Below are 16638 nucleotides of genomic sequence, written 5' to 3'. Positions count from 1 at the left end.
ACCGCACGGCAGGCGCGGAAGACGCTTCGAACGAGGGGACATCGTGGACGAGAGCGGCGGGAGCGGGCAGCCGCGGTCCGGCACGGACCGGCCGGCCAAGCCCCACGCAGGGCCCACGGCCCAGACCACCGACCCCACGGCCCCCGAACCGCACGACAACGGGACGCCGGCGGCCGCCCCGACCGCCGACGACACCGCCGCACGGCAACCGGCCGCTGATCACGACGCCGCCCAGGACCCGCCGACGTCCGACACCCCCGGTACCACCGGCACCCCCGCACCCGACGACGATCCGGCCCCCGGGAGCCGGACCGGTACAGGGGACGCGAAGGACCCCGACGCGGCCCCCCGGCCCCCCGCCGACCCGCACGAACCCGAAGCGCCCCACGCCCCCCACACCACCGACGACCACCGCACCCTCGCCCACTCCACCGGCCCCAGGAACCCCCCGCCCCAGTCCCCCCAGCCGCGCGGCGGACTGCTGATGGGCCGCCCCTTCGGCGTGCCGGTGTACGTCGCCCCCAGCTGGTTCCTCGTCGCCGCGCTCATCACCTGGGTCTTCGGCGGCCAACTCGACCGCGTGCTGCCCGAACTCGGTGCCGCCCGCTACCTCGTCTCCCTCTTCTTCGCGGTCGCCTTCTACGCCTCCGTCCTCATCCACGAACTCGCCCACACCGTCGCGGCACTGCGCTTCAAACTCCCCGTCCGCCGCATCCAGCTCCAGTTCTTCGGCGGCGTCTCCGAGATCGAGAAGGAAGCCGAGACCCCCGGCCGGGAGTTCGTCCTGGCCTTCGTCGGCCCGCTGCTCTCCCTGATCCTCGCCGGCCTCTTCTACCTCGCCATGCAGCCCGTCGAACCCGGCACGGTCCCCGGCGTCCTCCTCGCCGGCCTGATGGTCTCCAACCTCATCGTGGCCGCCTTCAACCTCCTGCCCGGCCTCCCCCTCGACGGCGGCCGCATGCTCCGCGCGGTCGTCTGGAAGATCACCGGCAAGCCCATGAGCGGCACCATCGCCGCCGCCTGGGTGGGCCGCGCCCTCGCCGTCTGCGTCCTCATCGGCCTCCCGCTGCTCACCCAGTCCGGCGCCCTCGGCTCCTCCGCCGAGGACAACGTCGGCATGGACACCGTGATGGACGCCCTGCTCGCCGCCATCCTCGCCGCGATCATCTGGACCGGCGCCGGCAACAGCCTGCGCATGGCCCGCCTGCGTGAACACCTCCCGGAACTGCGCGCCCGCACCCTGACCCGCCGCGCGGTCCCCGTCGAGACCGACACCCCCCTCTCCGAGGCCCTGCGCCGAGCCAACGACGCCGGCGCCCGCGCCCTGGTCGTCGTCGACGCCGAAGGCACCCCGCTCTCCCTCGTCCGCGAGGCCGCCATCGTCGGCGTACCGGAACACCGCCGCCCCTGGGTCGCCGTCAGCGGCCTCGCCCAGGACCTCACCGACGGCATGCGCGTCTCCGCCGAACTCGCCGGCGAGGACCTGCTGGACACCCTCCGCGCGACCCCCGCCACCGAATACCTCGTCGTCGAGGAGACCGGCGAGATCTACGGCGTCCTCTCCGCGGCAGACGTGGAACGCGCCTTCGTGAAGGCCATGGCCAGACCGTCCTAGTGGTCGGCGGCCCCTCCGCGGACCGGTAGGCTGTTCACATGTCCGAACCGACCGGTGCCGCCCGCAGGCGCGGGCCCTTCAAGGTCGGGGACCAGGTTCAGCTGACCGACCCCAAGGGCCGCCACTACACGTTCACGCTCGAAGAGGGAAAGAACTTCCACACCCACAAGGGTTCCTTCCCGCACGACGAGCTGATCGGCGCACCCGAGGGCAGCGTTGTCCGCACCACCGGTAACGTCGCCTACCTCGCGCTGCGCCCCCTGCTCCCCGACTACGTCCTGTCCATGCCCCGCGGCGCCGCCGTGGTCTACCCCAAGGACGCGGGGCAGATCCTCGCCTTCGCCGACATCTTCCCCGGCGCCCGCGTCGTGGAGGCCGGCGTCGGCTCCGGCTCGCTCAGCAGCTTCCTGCTGCGCGCCATCGGCGACCAGGGCATGCTGCACAGCTACGAGCGCCGCGAGGACTTCGCCGAGATCGCCCAGCAGAACGTGGAGCGCTACTTCGGCGGCCCCCACCCCGCCTGGCAGCTCACCGTCGGCGACCTCCAGGACAACCTGTCCGACGCCGACGTCGACCGCGTCATCCTCGACATGCTGGCCCCCTGGGAATGCCTGGAGGCCGTCTCCAAGGCCCTCGTCCCCGGCGGCATCCTGTGCTGCTACGTCGCCACCACCACCCAGCTCGCGCGGACCGTGGAGTCCATCCGCGAGATCGGCTCCTTCAACGAGCCGACCTCCTGGGAGTCGATGATCCGCAACTGGCACGTGGAGGGCCTGGCGGTCCGCCCCGACCACCGCATGATCGGCCACACCGGCTTCCTCCTCACCGCCCGCCGCCTCGCCGACGGCGTCGAGCCCCCCATGCGCCGCCGCCGCCCCGCCAAGGGCGCCTACGGCGAGGACTACACCGGCCCCAACGCCGACGGAGGCGCCGGCCGCTGAGAGGCCCCGCGCCGCAGACAACGTACAGGCGTCGGGGTGGAGTTCCCGCAGACCAGGGGAACTCCACCCCGACGCCTTCTTGTTGAGACCGCGACAGCGCCCACCGCACGGGCAACCAGCACAAGTACCCACCCCGCCGTTTCCCCCACCTGTGACGTGTGGCACGATGCTGGCCACCCCCCCACCGGCACGCCCTCACAGGAGACGCTCCTAGTGCAGCAATCCGCCGTCCCGGAACTGGCACACACGCACACCCGCCCGATCCACTGGCTCGCCACCGCCACCGCAGTGGCGGGCGTCGTGGCCCTCTCCTCGGTCCTGCAGCCCGACCCCGCGACGGCCGCCCAGGCAGCCGGCCCCGAAGCCAGACCCGCCCCGGCGGTCACTACGGCACCCGACCCCGCGCACGTCCACTTCCCGATCGACTGCGGCCCGGTCAAGGCGAAAATACAGAAGCGGGTCTCCGGAGACCTCGACGGCGACGGACGGCCGGAAACAGTCGTCGTGGTGCACTGCGACGCCCCCATGGGCACCCCGCCCGACGCCGTCTACGTCATCACACCCGCGAAGGCCACCGGCGAACCCCGGGTCGTCGCCACCCTGCTGAGCCCGAAGACCCGCAACACCGTCACCGACTTCACGCTGAGCGACGGCGCCGTCCTCGCGACCCTGCTCGGCTACTCCACGTCCGACGTACCCAGTTGCTGTCCGGACGTGAAGGACGAGGCGAAGTGGCAGTGGAAGGACGGCGCGTTCGTCCGCTCGACCCCCGCGGGCACGCACACCGTCTGACCGAAGCGATCACATCTGTGAGAAATCAGACAGCAGTCGCACCGGGTGGCCGCCCGATCACTCCGCGTCCGGACCGTAGATCTCGACGCTGTCCGAAACTCGACGTACGTGGATGCACTCGCCCGGACACTCCTTCACGGAGTCGACCACATCGGTGAGAAGGGGCAGCGGTACGGGCGTTGTGGCGCCCCTGTCCTGCAGAAGCTCGTCGTCCGAGCTCTTCACATAGGCCAGACCGTCGATGTCCAGCTCGAACACCTCCGGCGCGTACTGGGCACAGATGCCGTCACCGGTACAGAGGTCCTGATCGATCCAGACCTCCAGGGTCTCGCCGCCGGCCCCGACCTCCTGCTGCACTCTCATCTCTCCTGCCGTTTATGACCCGAGCCGAACGGGAATCCGGCCAGCTCTGACGGGTGTTGAACACTTCGACCCTACCTTCGGCAGCTTTCCAATCTTGTTCGGTGGGTATTCCCCTGGCGTGAGGGAGAGCGCAAGGGTGAAGATCGGACACACCTCGACAGTCTTTGTGATCTAGGGGTTTCAATCGACACCCACCCAGGTAGGGTCTGGAAGCGTCCAGCTCCCCTTGGAGGAGGTGAGGACCGTGGCAGCCCACGACGACGACATGAACCGCGGCATCCGCCCGGGACGAGGGTCCGACGACCCGTCCGGGCAGATTGCCTACCTTGAGCAGGAGATCGCCGTCCTGCGACGCAAGCTCGCCGACTCTCCGCGACACACGAGGATTCTCGAAGAGCGGATCGTCGAGCTGCAGACCAACCTGGCCGGCGTGTCCGCCCAGAACGAGCGACTCGCCAACACGCTCCGTGAGGCCCGCGACCAGATCGTGGCCCTCAAGGAGGAGGTCGACCGGCTCGCACAGCCCCCGGCCGGCTTCGGCGTCTTCCTCGAAGCGAACGAGGACGGCACCGCAGACATCTTCACCGGCGGCCGCAAACTGCGGGTGAACGTCAGCCCCAGCGTCGAACTCGAAGAGCTCCGGCGCGGCCAGGAAGTGATGCTCAACGAAGCTCTCAACGTGGTCGAGGCCATGGAGTACGAGAGCGTCGGCGACATCGTCACCCTCAAGGAGATCCTCGAGGACGGCGAGCGCGCCCTCGTGCAGGGGCACACCGACGAGGAACGGGTGGTGCGGCTCGCCGAGCCGCTGCTGGACGTCACCATCCGCCCCGGCGACGCCCTGCTCCTCGAACCCCGCTCCGGGTACGTCTACGAGGTCGTCCCCAAGAGCGAGGTCGAGGAACTCGTCCTCGAAGAGGTCCCCGACATCGGCTACGAGCAGATCGGCGGACTCGGCGGCCAGATCGAGGCCATCCGGGACGCCGTGGAGCTCCCGTACCTGTACCCGGACCTGTTCAAAGAGCACGAACTGCGACCCCCCAAGGGCGTCCTGCTCTACGGGCCCCCCGGATGCGGCAAGACGCTCATCGCCAAGGCCGTCGCCAACTCGCTGGCCAAGAAGGTCGCCGAAGTCACCGGCCAGGCCACCGGCAAGAGCTTCTTCCTCAACATCAAGGGCCCCGAACTCCTCAACAAGTACGTCGGCGAGACCGAGCGGCAGATCCGCCTCGTCTTCCAGCGTGCCCGTGAGAAGGCCAGCGAGGGCACCCCCGTCATCGTCTTCTTCGACGAGATGGAATCCCTCTTCCGCACCCGCGGCTCCGGTGTCAGCTCGGACGTGGAGAACACCATCGTCCCGCAGCTGCTCGCCGAGATCGACGGCGTCGAAGGCCTGCAGAACGTGGTCGTGATCGGTGCCTCCAACCGCGAGGACATGATCGACCCTGCCATCCTGCGCCCCGGCCGACTCGACGTGAAGATCAAGATCGAGCGTCCCGACGCCGAAGCCGCCAAGGACATCTTCGCCAAGTACCTCACCGAGCGCCTCCCGCTGCACTCCGACGACGTCGGCGAGCACGGCGGCAGCAAGGCCACCACCGTCCAGAGCATGATCCAGACGGCCGTGGAACACATGTACGCCGAATCCGAGGAAAACCGCTTCCTGGAAGTCACCTACGCCAACGGCGACAAGGAAGTCCTCTACTTCAAGGACTTCAACTCCGGCGCCATGATCGAGAACATCGTGGGCCGCGCCAAGAAGATGGCGATCAAGGACTTCCTCGACCACAACGCCAAGGGCCTCCGCGTCTCCCACCTCCTCCAGGCCTGCGTGGACGAGTTCAAGGAGAACGAAGACCTCCCCAACACCACCAACCCGGACGACTGGGCCCGCATCTCCGGCAAGAAGGGCGAACGGATCGTCTACATCCGCACCCTCATCACCGGAAAGCAGGGCGCCGACACCGGACGCTCCATCGACACGGTGGCGAACACCGGTCAGTACCTGTAAAGACAGGGCGGCTGCGGGTGCCCTCACCGGGGTACCCGCAGCCGACTGTTTTTCAGGCAACCAACCGGATCAAAGGCGAGCAAGGCAATGACGCAAATGATCTCCCCACCAGCGCAGAGCCGTTCTAGGCTCTTCGGTACCGCCGAGTCGCGCAGTGCGGGGACGGGCACCGCACACGCACCGGAGCGCCAGCGGTACTTGAGCGCCGCCCCCGACCGAGGGCGCCGCCGGGCAAGGAGGGCCGCATGACCGTACGGCGAGTAATGGGCATCGAGACGGAGTACGGGATCTCCGTCCCCGGCCACCCCAACGCCAATGCCATGCTCACCTCATCCCAGATCGTCAACGCCTACGCGGCGGCGATGCACCGGGCCCGCCGGGCCCGCTGGGACTTCGAGGAGGAGAATCCGCTGCGGGACGCGCGGGGCTTCGACCTCGCCCGCGAAGCCGCCGACTCCAGCCAGCTCACCGACGAGGACATCGGCCTCGCCAACGTCATCCTCACCAACGGCGCACGGCTCTACGTCGACCACGCACACCCCGAATACAGCGCCCCCGAGGTCACCAACCCTCGCGACGCCGTCCTCTGGGACAAGGCCGGCGAACGCATCATGGCCGAAGCCGCCGAACGCGCCGCCCAGCTCCCCGGCGCCCAGCCCATCCACCTCTACAAGAACAACACCGACAACAAGGGCGCCTCCTACGGCACACACGAGAACTACCTGATGAAGCGGGAAACCCCCTTCTCGGACATCGTGCGCCACCTCACGCCCTTCTTCGTCTCCCGCCAGGTCTTCGCAGGCGCAGGCCGCGTCGGCATCGGCCAGGACGGCCACGAACACGGCTTCCAGCTCAGCCAGCGCGCCGACTACTTCGAGGTCGAGGTGGGCCTCGAGACCACCCTCAAGCGCCCCATCATCAACACCCGCGACGAACCCCACGCCGACGCCGAGAAATACCGCCGCCTCCACGTGATCATCGGCGACGCCAACCTCTCGGAGATCTCGACCTACCTGAAGCTGGGCACCACAGCCCTCGTCCTCTCGATGATCGAGGACGGCTTCATCGCGGTCGACCTGGCCGTGGACCAGCCCGTCCGCACCCTCCACCAGGTCTCCCACGATCCCACCCTCCAGCGCCTGGTCACCCTCCGCAGCGGCCGCACACTCACCGCGGTCCAGCTCCAGATGGAGTACTACGAGCTCTCCCGCAAGTACGTCGAGGAACGCTTCGGCGCCGACGCGGACGACCAGACCAAGGACGTCCTCGCCCGCTGGGAGGACACGCTCAACCGCCTGGAGAACGACCCCATGAGCCTCGCCGGCGAGCTCGACTGGGTCGCCAAGCGGGAACTCATGGAGGGCTACCGGCGCCGCGACGGCCTCGACTGGGACGCGGCCAAGCTGCACCTCCTGGACCTCCAGTACGCCGACGTGCGGGCCGACAAGGGCCTGTACAACCGTCTCGCGGCCCGCGGCCGCATCAAGCGCCTCCTCGACGAGAACGAGGTCGAGCGGGCCCGCACCAAGCCCCCGGAGGACACCCGCGCGTACTTCCGCGGCCGCTGCCTGGAGCAGTACGCCGACGACGTCGCCGCGGCCTCCTGGGACTCGGTGATCTTCGACCTCCCGGGCCGGGACTCGCTCCAGCGGGTCCCAACCCTCGAACCGCTTCGCGGAACGCGAAATCACGTCAAGGAGCTCCTGGACCGCTGCCGCACGGCAGAAGACCTGGTCAGGGTGCTGTCGGGCAACTGAACCGATACCCGGGCCGGGTCTGCCCGCAGGGTGGAAAACCCGGCCAGAGGGAATCATCGAGATGGCCCCCGTACGTTGTAGGAACTGCGGGGCCGATGTCAGACCCTGCTTGTAGGGTCTGATCAAGAACGGCGAACCGAGCGGGGTGAGGGGTTATGGCGACCAAAGACACCGGCGGCGGACAGCAGAAGGCCACACGCAACACCGAGGAGGTCGAGGAGCAGACTGCGGAAGCGCAGGGTTCCGAGGACCTCAAGGAGCGCCAGGAGAAGCTGAGCGACGACGTCGACTCGGTCCTGGACGAGATTGATGACGTCCTCGAAGAGAACGCCGAGGACTTCGTTCGAAGTTTCGTTCAGAAGGGTGGCCAGTAGCCTTCGAATCGAAGGTGACGGGGGCTTCAAGGTTGGCAGGCGAAGAGAGTGTGAAGCGTTGCTCGCGGTGCCGGGAAGCGAAGCCGCGAGCAGCCTTCGCCAGCAACAAGTCCGCTCGTGATGGTCTGCAGGCTTACTGCCGGGAGTGCTGGTCTGTTTATCACCAGGCTCGGCAACTGGCCAAAGGGAAGAACATCCGGCCCAGGGTGAAGACGCCTGAAGGGCACAAGCTTTGTCGTGGCTGCGGAGAGATCAAGCCGCACAACGAATGGCATCGCAACGCGACAGCGTCGGACGGCCTTGCCACGTGCTGTAAGACGTGCAAGGCCGCACGAGGCAGGCAGGGGCATCTCAAGCGCCACTACGGCCTCACCGAAGCCGAGCGTGACGAGATGGTCGCCTCTCAGATGGGGCTCTGCGTGATCTGTCTGAAGGCTCCGGCCGTGCATGTGGATCATTGCCACAAGACGGGTAGGGTCCGAGGCGTACTGTGCTTCAACTGCAATTCGGCCATCGGCAAGTTGGGAGACGATCCCGACGCCGTCCGTCGGGCCGCCGCTTACCTGGAAGGAATCGCGTGGAAGCCAACACTCGTAGCACCGGGCGTCTACCAGCTGCCTTCCTGACGCCTGGGTCGTCGTCCTTCATGGACTTCCTGTCCGAGCATCAGCCGGAGATGCTGCCGGGGAACCGGCAACTTCCGCCCACGCAGGGCGTGATCGAGGCGCCGCACGGGACGACCATCGTGGCCGTCACCTTCCCGGGCGGCGTCGTGCTCGCCGGTGACCGTCGGGCCACGATGGGCAACGTCATCGCGCAGCGGGACATCGAGAAGGTGTTCCCGGCCGACGAGTACTCGGCCGTCGGGATCGCCGGCACCGCGGGTCTCGCCGTGGAGATGGTGAAGCTGTTCCAGTTGGAGCTGGAGCACTTCGAGAAGGTCGAGGGCGCCCAGCTGTCGCTGGAGGGCAAGGCGAACCGGCTGTCCACCATGATCCGTTCCAACCTGGGCATGGCGATGCAGGGGCTGGCCGTGGTGCCGCTGTTCGCGGGGTACGACGTGGACCGGGAGCGGGGGCGGATCTTCTCCTACGACGTCACCGGCGGCCGTTCCGAGGAGCACAACTTCGCTGCCACCGGCTCGGGCTCGATCTTCGCGCGCGGTGCCATGAAGAAGCTCTTCCGCAACGACCTGACCGAGGAGGAGGCCACCACCCTCGTGGTGCAGGCCCTGTACGACGCGGCTGACGACGACTCGGCGACCGGTGGTCCCGATGTCGCGCGCCGGATCTACCCGATCGTCACCGTGATCACCGAGGACGGCTTCCGTCGGCTCACCGACGACGAGTCCTCCGAGATCGCCCGTTCGATTCTCGAGCGGCGCCTTGAGCAGCCCGACGGCCCGCGGGCCGCGCTGCTGTAGGCGCCACCGTCTTGTTCAAGGTGATCGCAGTGACTTCCACAGAAAGGGACGGATAACCGGTGTCGACGCCGTTCTATGTCTCCCCCCAGCAGGCGATGGCCGACCGGGCGGAGTATGCCCGCAAGGGCATCGCCCGTGGTCGCAGCCTGGTCGTGCTGCAGTATGCCGACGGCATCGTGTTCGTCGGCGAGAATCCGTCCCGCGCGCTGCACAAGTTCAGCGAGATCTACGACCGGATCGGCTTCGCGGCCGCCGGCAAGTACAACGAGTACGAGAACCTGCGGATCGGTGGCGTGCGGTACGCCGATCTTCGTGGTTACACCTATGACCGTGACGATGTGACCGCTCGTGGTCTCGCCAACGTCTATGCCCAGACGCTGGGCACGATCTTCTCCTCGGCCGGTGAGAAGCCGTACGAGGTGGAGCTGGTCGTGGCGGAGGTCGGTGAGACGCCGGAGGGGGACCAGATCTACCGGCTGCCGCACGACGGTTCGATTGTGGACGAGCACGGCTCGGTGGCGGTGGGTGGCAACGCCGAGACGATCAGCAGCTATCTGGATCAGCGTCATCAGGACGGTATGAGCCTGGCGGAGGCGCTGAAGCTCGCCGTGCAGGCGTTGTCCCGGGACACGAACGGCAGTGAGCGGGAGATCCCCGCGGAGCGGCTGGAGGTCGCGGTGCTGGACCGCACGCGTCCGCAGAAGCGCAAGTTCAAGCGGATCGTGGGGCGTCAGCTGGGTCGGTTGCTGGAGGCCGGCGGTGCGTCCACCGAGGCGGAGAGTGCGGACGAGGCGGAAGGCTCCGAGGAGGAGTAGTCCGTCCTGCCAGACCCTCACCCTTTCTGTGCCCCGGCCGATCACCAGGCCGGGGCACAGGGCGTTCAGGAGTCGCTCGGTGGGGCTGTGGAGCCTCGTACGACCAACTCGACGGGAATGTCGCCGGCCTGTGGTGTTCGGCCCTCCAGGACGGCCAGGAGGGCTTGCATGCCGCGTTCGCCGAAGAGCTCGGCGTCCAGTCGTACGGTCGTGAGCTCGGGGTCGATGGCGGTGGCGAGGGCGAGGTCGTCCAGGCCGGTGACGGAGATGTCGTCGGGGACGCGCAGCCCGAGTCGTCGTACGGCCTTGTAGGCGCCGGCGGCGAGTTTGTCGTCGTCGCAGACGAGGGCGGTGGGCCGGGGGCCGGGGGCGGCGAGGGCGGCCTCGGCGGCGGTCAGGGCGCCGTCGATCGAGATGGGCGCGCGGACGGTGCGGACGGTGGTGCCGGGCACGGTGTCGAGCTGTGCCGCCAGTTCACGCGCGCGGACCTCGAAGGTCCAGGACGGGATGTCGGCGGCGAGGTGCAGGAAGCGGCGGTGGCCGAGGTCCAGGAGGTAGGTGGCGACCTGGCGGACGCCGTCGGCGATGTCGAGGTTGACGGTGGCTGCGCCGAGGCTGCCCGAGGGGTCGCTGTCGAGCATGACGAGGGGGAGCTGGTCGCCGCGGATGGCGGTGAGGGCGTCGGCGGCCATGGAGGAGGCGATGACGCCGTCCAGGGCGGCCTGGGCGGAGGCGAAGGGGTCGCGGGCGGGGCCGATGCCTTCGGGGGAGGGGTACAGGACGACGCCGAAGCCGTGGTCGGCGGCCACGCGGGCGGCGCCGGTGTAGACGCCGGCGAAGAACTCGGTGGTGAGGGCGGGGACGACGAGGAGGACGGTGCGGGTGTGGCCGAGGCGGAGGTTGCGGGCGGCGAGGTTGGGCCGGTAGCCGAGGTCGCGGGCGGCTTCCCGGACTCGTTCGGCGGTGGTCTCGGAGACGCGGCCGCGCCATTTGTCGCCGAGGACGAGGGAGACGGCGGCCTGGGACACTCCGGCCGCCTGTGCGACGTCGCGGCTGGTCGGTCGCGTGCTGCTGCGTGCCACCGTGGGTCCGCTCCTTCGTCTGGACGTCCGAACAGCGCACATGGTACGTATGGGAGGCGACGTTATACGTATTACTTGGAGGCGGGACATGGCCGCGGGATACCTGGAGATCCTCAGGGCGAGGCATGCGGCACGCCTTCTGACGGGGACGCTGGTGGGCCGGCTGCCGAACGCCACCGCGGCGATCGCGATCGTGCTGTTCGTGCGGGCGCAGGACGGCACGTACAGCCTCGCCGGGGGCCTGGCGGCCGTCTACGGGGTCGCCAACGCCGTGGGGCAGCCGGTGCTCGGGCGGCTCGTCGACCTGCACGGCCAGCCTCGTGTGCAGCTGCCGTCCGCCGTGCTGTCGGCCCTTGCGATGGCCGTCTTCGCCTTCACCGGTACCGATCCGCTTCCGCTCGCCTACGCGGCCGTGGCGGCGGCGGGGCTGTTCACGCCGCCGCTGGAGGGTGGTCTGCGGGCGCTGTGGCCGAGTGTGCTGCGGCGGGAGGACCAGGTGCACACGGCGTACGCCATGGACGCGGTGGCGCAGGAAGTCATGTTCACCGTGGGGCCGTTGCTGGTGACGTTGTGCGTGTCGCTGTGGTCGGCGCAGGCGGCTCTGCTGGTGCTGAACGTCGTCGGGGTCCTCGGCGCGCTCTCGGTGGTCGTGTCGCCGCCCTCGCGCGCGTGGCGCTCGGGGCCGCGTGAGGCGCACTGGCTCGGTGCGCTGCGCTCGCCCGGACTCCTGGCGCTGCTGGGCGCGTTCCTGTTCGTCGGTATGGCGCTCGGGTCCATCACGGTCGCCTCCGTGCCGTACGCGGACGAGCACGGCGGGGACGCGGTGTACGGCTGGCTGATGGCCGGGATCGGTCTCGGTGCCCTGGTGGGCGGCACGGTGTACGGGGCGCGGCAGTGGGCCGGTGAGCCTGCGCGGCGACTGCAGGTCCTGGTGGGCTTCCTGGCGGTGTGTTACCTGCCGCTGACGCTGATGCCGGGCGCGGTCGCCATGACGCTGCTGATGGTCCTCGCGGGTGTGTTCCTGGCGCCGGTGATCGCCTGTGCTTTCGTCCTGGTGGACCGGCACGCGCCGGCCGGGACGGTCACCGAGGCGTTCTCCTGGATCGTGACGACGTTCACCGTGGGCGCCTCGGTCGGAACGGGGCTCGCGGGCCCGGTGGTCGAGGGCGGCGGGGCCCTGTGGGGCTTCGCCGTGCCGGGGGTCGCGGGGGGCGTGTCGTTGGTGGTCCTGCTGGCCACCGGGAGGGTCCTCGCAGCTCCCGCCCGGCAGGCGGTGGTTGCGTCTTCATCGGAAAATGATCCAAACCGTGCTGCCGAACCCCGTTTCAGCTCGGGGGATCGGGCGTAATGTTCACTCATGGACCGCCGCATTTTCGGGCTGGAGAACGAGTACGGCGTCACGTGTACGTTCAGGGGACAGCGACGCCTGTCTCCCGACGAGGTGGCGCGGTACCTCTTCCGCCGTGTCGTGTCATGGGGCCGCAGCAGTAATGTCTTTCTGCGAAACGGCGCACGCCTCTATCTCGACGTGGGCTCACATCCGGAATACGCGACACCCGAATGTGACAACGTGACCGAACTGGTCACCCACGACAAAGCGGGCGAGCGCATTCTCGAAGGACTCCTGGTGGACGCCGAACGACGCCTGCACGAGGAAGGAATCGCGGGCGACGTCTACCTCTTCAAGAACAACACGGACTCGGCCGGCAACTCCTACGGCTGCCATGAGAACTATCTGGTGGCGCGTCACGGGGAGTTCTCCCGGCTCGCGGACATTCTCATTCCGTTCCTGGTCACCAGGCAGCTTCTCTGTGGTGCCGGCAAGGTGCTGCAGACCCCGCGGGGCGCGGTGTACTGCGTCAGCCAGCGGGCCGAGCACATCTGGGAGGGCGTCTCCTCGGCGACGACCCGTTCCCGGCCGATCATCAACACCCGCGACGAACCGCACGCCGACGCCGAGCGCTACCGCCGCCTGCACGTCATCGTGGGCGACTCGAACATGTCCGAGACGACCATGCTGCTGAAGGTCGGCGCGACCGACCTGGTGCTGCGCATGATCGAGGCGGGCACCGTGATGCGGGACCTGACCCTGGAGAACCCGATCCGGGCCATCCGTGAGGTCAGCCATGACATCACCGGCCGGCGCAAGGTGCGTCTGGCCAGCGGCCGGGAGGCTTCGGCGCTGGAGGTGCAGCGCGAGTACTACGAGAAGGCCGTGGACTTCGTCGAGCGGCGAGGCATCCGTACCGGCACCGTCGACCAGGTCCTCGAGCTGTGGGGCCGCACGCTGGACGCGATCGAGGCGGAGGACCTCGACCGGATCGGCACCGAGATCGACTGGGTCATGAAGTACAAGCTGATCGAGCGGTACCGGGCCAAGCACAACATGACGATGTCCCACCCGCGGGTCGCGCAGATAGACCTCGCGTATCACGACATTCACCGTCGTCGTGGGCTCTACTACCTTCTGGAGAGGAAGGGTCAAGCCGCCCGTATCTGCAACGACTTGAAGATCTTCGAAGGCAAGTCCGTTCCGCCGCAGACCACTCGGGCCCGGCTGCGCGGTGACTTCATCCGCAGGGCCCAGGAACAGCGCCGGGACTTCACGGTCGACTGGGTCCACCTCAAGCTCAACGACCAGGCGCAGCGCACGGTGTTGTGCAAGGACCCGTTCCGATCGGTCGACGACCGGGTGGAGAAACTGATCGCCGGAATGTGAGCAAAGCGTTCCGCATCAGTGTCGGAACGCAACACGGGCGCCGTACGTTTCCCGTACGGCGCCCTTCGCACGCCGTAGAGTTGCGCGCACGCCATCAACAAGATCGACCGATTACGAGGCTCTCACCGTGCGCCGACGCTCCCTTCTCATCGCCGTTCCCGCAGGACTGGCCACTCTCGCCGCATGCGGTGACGACAAGTCCGACTCGAGCAAGGCGAGCGACAGCGCGTCACCCTCGCCGTCGTCCTCGGCCTCCCAGGCGCCGCCGCCGAAGATCGTCGCCGGTCCGCTGCCGGCGATCACGGCGGGCACGAAGTTCGGTGAGAAGCCGACGGTCGCCAAGGGCACCGGTGATCCGTCGAAGGATCTGGCGGTCAAGACGGTCATCGCGGGCGGCGGCACCATCATCGCCGAGGGCGACTACATCCAGGCCAACTACCTGGGCCAGATCTGGAGCACGGCCAAGGTCTTCGACAACTCCTACGACCGTAAGACGGCGCTGGTCATCCAGCTCGCGCAGAACAGCATCATCGACGGCTGGCGGTACGCCCTGTCGGGCAAGAAGGCCGGCAGCCGCGTGCAGTTCTCCATCCCGCCGACCTGGGGGTACGGCAAGGAGGGCAACGCGCAGGCGGGCATCAAGGGCACCGACACGCTGGTGTTCGTCGTCGATGTGCAGGACACGTTCAACGCGAAGAGCTCCGCCAAGGGCAAGGACGTCGCGCAGAGCGACGCCAAGCTGCCCAAGGTCGGTACCAACACCGACGGCAAGGCCCCCTCGATCGACATCCCCAAGACGGACGCGCCGACCAAGCTGGTGGCGGAGTACGTCATCGAGGGCGACGGCGACGAGGTCGCGGCCGACAGCACCCTGCTCGTGCAGTACAAGGGCGTGGTGTGGGACTCCGGCAAGGAGTTCGACTCGACGTACAGCCGCAAGCAGCTGGCGTCGTTCTCGCTCCAGCAGGTCGTCAAGGGGTGGGCGCAGGGTCTGACCGGCAAGAAGGTCGGCAGCCGGGTGCTGATCTCCATTCCGCCGAAGCTGGGCTACGGCGACAACCCGCCGGCCGGCAGCGGTATCGAGAAGGACTCCACGCTGGTCTTCACCGTGGACATCCTCGCGAAGATGTGACGCACGGGGGACATGCGCGCAGGTCTCCGTGACGGGGATGTAAGACTGGACCCTGTTGCCTTTCCGTGAACAAGCAGGAGCGAGTGACGTGAGCATCGACAAGCCCGAGATCGACTTCCCGGGCGGCGAGCCCCCGGCGGACCTGGAGATCAAGGACATCTGGGAGGGCGACGGCGAGGTTGCGCAGGCCGGCCAGACCGTCACCGTCCACTACGTGGGCGTGGCCTTCAGCACCGGTGAGGAGTTCGACGCCAGCTGGAACCGTGGTCAGCCGTTCCGCTTCCCGCTGGGCGGCGGCCGGGTCATCAAGGGCTGGGACCAGGGCGTGCAGGGCATGAAGGTCGGTGGCCGTCGTCAGCTGACCATCCCCGCCCACCTCGCCTACGGCAACCAGAGCCCGACCCCGGCGATCAAGCCCGGTGAGACCCTGATCTTCGTGGTCGACCTCCTCGGCGTCTGATCGTCGTACCGGAGTCACCAGAGGAGTCGTAGAAGATCGCGTCGCGGCCGGATCGTCGTACGACATCCGACCGGACCTGATCGAGCAGGGCCCATGCCTGTCCGGGCATGGGCCCTCGGCTTTTGCCCTGCTCCTTCGGGGCGGTACGGTCAACGTCCGTAAGCACCATAGGGAGGCGAAGGGCGTCGATGGCCATTGCCAAGGCCGAGCGGCTGATGAACCTGGCGCTGTGTCTGCTCGGGACGCGACGGCCGCTGAGCAAGCGTGAGCTCAGGGAGTCCATCGAGGCCTACCTGGAAGCCAATTCCGACGACTCCTTCAACCGGATGTTCGAGCGTGACAAGGACGATCTGCGCGAACTCGGGCTGGTGATCGAGACCGTTGAGAACCTCGACGGCGAAGTCGGCTATCTGGCCCGCCGGGACAGCAACCGGCTGCCGCCCATCACCCTCGACGCCGAGGAGGCCGCCGCCCTGGGTCTGGCCGCCAAGGTGTGGCAGCAGGCCCGGCTCGCCGGCGCGGCCAGCGGCGCGCTGCAGAAACTGCGCGCGGCCGGGCTGCCCGAGGACGTCGACCCGTACGAGGCGCACGGTGCCCTGGAGCCGCGCATCCCGGTGCACGAGGCCTCCTTCGAGCCGCTGATGCTTGCCTGCCGGGATCGCCGCCCGGTCGTCTTCGACTACCGCAAGGCCACCGCCGCCCGCCCCGAGCCGCGCCATGTCGAGCCGTGGGCGCTGGAGTGCTGGCGCGGCCACTGGTACCTGGCCGGATTCGACCGTGACCGGGGCGCCGAGCGGGTCTTCCGGCTCTCCCGGATCACCGGCAAGGTGCGCTCGCGCGGCACCCGGTTCACGGCCCCGGTCCCCGATGTCGTCACCGTCCGCGAGACCGTGGCGAGCTGGGCGGGGGAGACCGCCGACCGCAGCGCGCTGATCCGGCTGCGCACGGGCGCCGGGTACCCCTTGCGGGCCAAGGCCACCTCGGTACGGGAACTGGGCGACGGCTGGGACGAGTTGGAGATTCCGTACGGCCATGGCCTGGACGCCTGGCTGGTGGAGTTCGGTCCCGACGTGGTGGTCCTGGAGCCCGCCGAGTTGCGGGCCGACGTGGTGGACCGGCTGCGTGCCGTGGCCAAGGGCTGAGGGGGAGCGGAA

The 16638-nt window shown here is 68.5% G+C and carries 16 protein-coding genes; 14 read left to right on the top strand and 2 right to left on the bottom strand.

The features are described 5' to 3' along the window. Positions 1–43: 43 nt before the first annotated feature. From ABZT06_RS24705 to ABZT06_RS24695, 3 genes are all read left to right on the top strand, one after another. A complete protein-coding gene (locus ABZT06_RS24705) occupies positions 44–1615 on the top strand; it encodes a site-2 protease family protein (RefSeq protein ID WP_355744725.1) in 1572 nt (523 codons plus the stop codon). 38 nt (positions 1616–1653) lie between these two features. Next, positions 1654–2556, top strand: a complete 903-nt coding sequence (locus tag ABZT06_RS24700) for a tRNA (adenine-N1)-methyltransferase (protein WP_031046648.1) — start codon at positions 1654–1656, stop codon at positions 2554–2556. Positions 2557–2769: 213 nt separating this feature from the next. Beyond that, a complete protein-coding gene (locus ABZT06_RS24695) occupies positions 2770–3348 on the top strand; it encodes a hypothetical protein (RefSeq protein ID WP_355744720.1) in 579 nt (192 codons plus the stop codon). A gap of 57 nt (positions 3349–3405) precedes the next feature. Here ABZT06_RS24695 and ABZT06_RS24690 read toward each other — a convergent pair whose 3' ends face one another. Beyond that, positions 3406–3711, bottom strand: coding sequence for a ferredoxin (locus ABZT06_RS24690; protein WP_355744717.1), 306 nt, complete (start codon positions 3709–3711; stop codon positions 3406–3408). Positions 3712–3955: 244 nt separating this feature from the next. Here ABZT06_RS24690 and arc point away from each other — a divergent pair, with 244 nt between their 5' ends. From arc to prcA, 6 genes are all read left to right on the top strand, one after another. Beyond that, complete coding sequence (gene arc / locus ABZT06_RS24685) at positions 3956–5722, top strand: proteasome ATPase (protein WP_057614326.1); 1767 nt, start codon at positions 3956–3958, stop codon at positions 5720–5722. 245 nt (positions 5723–5967) lie between these two features. Further along, the gene (gene dop / locus ABZT06_RS24680; protein ID WP_355744713.1) at positions 5968–7479 is read left to right on the top strand and encodes a depupylase/deamidase Dop; all 1512 of its coding nucleotides are present in this window, start codon (positions 5968–5970) and stop codon (positions 7477–7479) included. A gap of 155 nt (positions 7480–7634) precedes the next feature. Continuing rightward, complete coding sequence (locus tag ABZT06_RS24675; RefSeq protein WP_067429475.1) at positions 7635–7853, top strand: ubiquitin-like protein Pup; 219 nt, start codon at positions 7635–7637, stop codon at positions 7851–7853. Positions 7854–7885: 32 nt separating this feature from the next. Beyond that, positions 7886–8479, top strand: coding sequence for an endonuclease VII domain-containing protein (locus ABZT06_RS24670; protein WP_355744709.1), 594 nt, complete (start codon positions 7886–7888; stop codon positions 8477–8479). Further along, on the top strand, positions 8431–9276 hold the full coding sequence (gene prcB, locus ABZT06_RS24665) for a proteasome subunit beta (RefSeq protein WP_355744706.1): 846 nt from the start codon (positions 8431–8433) through the stop codon (positions 9274–9276). Before ABZT06_RS24670 ends, prcB begins: the two co-directional genes overlap by 49 nt. 59 nt (positions 9277–9335) lie before the next feature. Then, positions 9336–10091 carry a proteasome subunit alpha gene (prcA, locus tag ABZT06_RS24660; RefSeq protein ID WP_355744703.1) on the top strand — a complete coding sequence of 252 codons (756 nt, stop codon included), beginning with the start codon at positions 9336–9338 and terminating at the stop codon, positions 10089–10091. A 65-nt stretch (positions 10092–10156) separates the two neighbouring features. Here the strand turns inward: prcA and ABZT06_RS24655 are convergent, their stop codons facing one another. Next, positions 10157–11173: a LacI family DNA-binding transcriptional regulator gene (locus ABZT06_RS24655; protein ID WP_355744700.1), complete on the bottom strand. Its 1017-nt coding sequence runs from the start codon at positions 11171–11173 to the stop codon at positions 10157–10159. 88 nt (positions 11174–11261) lie between these two features. Between ABZT06_RS24655 and ABZT06_RS24650 the strand changes: the two genes are divergently transcribed. The 5 genes from ABZT06_RS24650 to ABZT06_RS24630 all read left to right on the top strand — a co-directional run bounded on the left by ABZT06_RS24650 (position 11262) and on the right by ABZT06_RS24630 (position 16626). Then, positions 11262–12521 (top strand): MFS transporter, encoded by a 1260-nt coding sequence (locus ABZT06_RS24650; protein WP_355744697.1) that lies wholly within the window; start codon positions 11262–11264, stop codon positions 12519–12521. 9 nt (positions 12522–12530) lie between these two features. After that, entirely contained in the window at positions 12531–13892 is a 1362-nt protein-coding gene (pafA, locus tag ABZT06_RS24645) for a Pup--protein ligase (RefSeq protein WP_020117715.1), read from the top strand. 127 nt (positions 13893–14019) lie between these two features. Further along, positions 14020–15024: an FKBP-type peptidyl-prolyl cis-trans isomerase gene (locus tag ABZT06_RS24640; RefSeq protein WP_355744693.1), complete on the top strand. Its 1005-nt coding sequence runs from the start codon at positions 14020–14022 to the stop codon at positions 15022–15024. An 88-nt stretch (positions 15025–15112) separates the two neighbouring features. After that, positions 15113–15484 (top strand): FKBP-type peptidyl-prolyl cis-trans isomerase, encoded by a 372-nt coding sequence (locus tag ABZT06_RS24635; protein ID WP_020117713.1) that lies wholly within the window; start codon positions 15113–15115, stop codon positions 15482–15484. A gap of 188 nt (positions 15485–15672) precedes the next feature. Beyond that, the gene (locus ABZT06_RS24630) at positions 15673–16626 is read left to right on the top strand and encodes a WYL domain-containing protein (protein WP_355744690.1); all 954 of its coding nucleotides are present in this window, start codon (positions 15673–15675) and stop codon (positions 16624–16626) included. Positions 16627–16638 lie beyond the last annotated feature (12 nt).

The organism is Streptomyces sp. NPDC005483 (assembly GCF_040606035.1).
Taxonomy (GTDB): domain Bacteria; phylum Actinomycetota; class Actinomycetes; order Streptomycetales; family Streptomycetaceae; genus Streptomyces.
Note: the sequence above shows the minus strand (reverse complement) of the source record. Positions and strands in the feature narration are given on the sequence as shown.

Bases quoted from the DNA above. Each gene is read 5' to 3' on its own strand.
- ABZT06_RS24700 (WP_031046648.1), top strand. From the start codon at position 1,654: ATGTCCGAACCGACCGGTGCCGCCCGCAGGCGCGGGCCCTTCAAGGTC.
- ABZT06_RS24690 (WP_355744717.1), bottom strand. From the start codon at position 3,711: ATGAGAGTGCAGCAGGAGGTCGGGGCCGGCGGCGAGACCCTGGAGGTC.
- dop (WP_355744713.1), top strand. From the start codon at position 5,968: ATGACCGTACGGCGAGTAATGGGCATCGAGACGGAGTACGGGATCTCC.
- ABZT06_RS24675 (WP_067429475.1), top strand. From the start codon at position 7,635: ATGGCGACCAAAGACACCGGCGGCGGACAGCAGAAGGCCACACGCAAC.
- ABZT06_RS24650 (WP_355744697.1), top strand. From the start codon at position 11,262: ATGGCCGCGGGATACCTGGAGATCCTCAGGGCGAGGCATGCGGCACGC.
- pafA (WP_020117715.1), top strand. From the start codon at position 12,531: ATGGACCGCCGCATTTTCGGGCTGGAGAACGAGTACGGCGTCACGTGT.
- ABZT06_RS24630 (WP_355744690.1), top strand. From the start codon at position 15,673: ATGGCCATTGCCAAGGCCGAGCGGCTGATGAACCTGGCGCTGTGTCTG.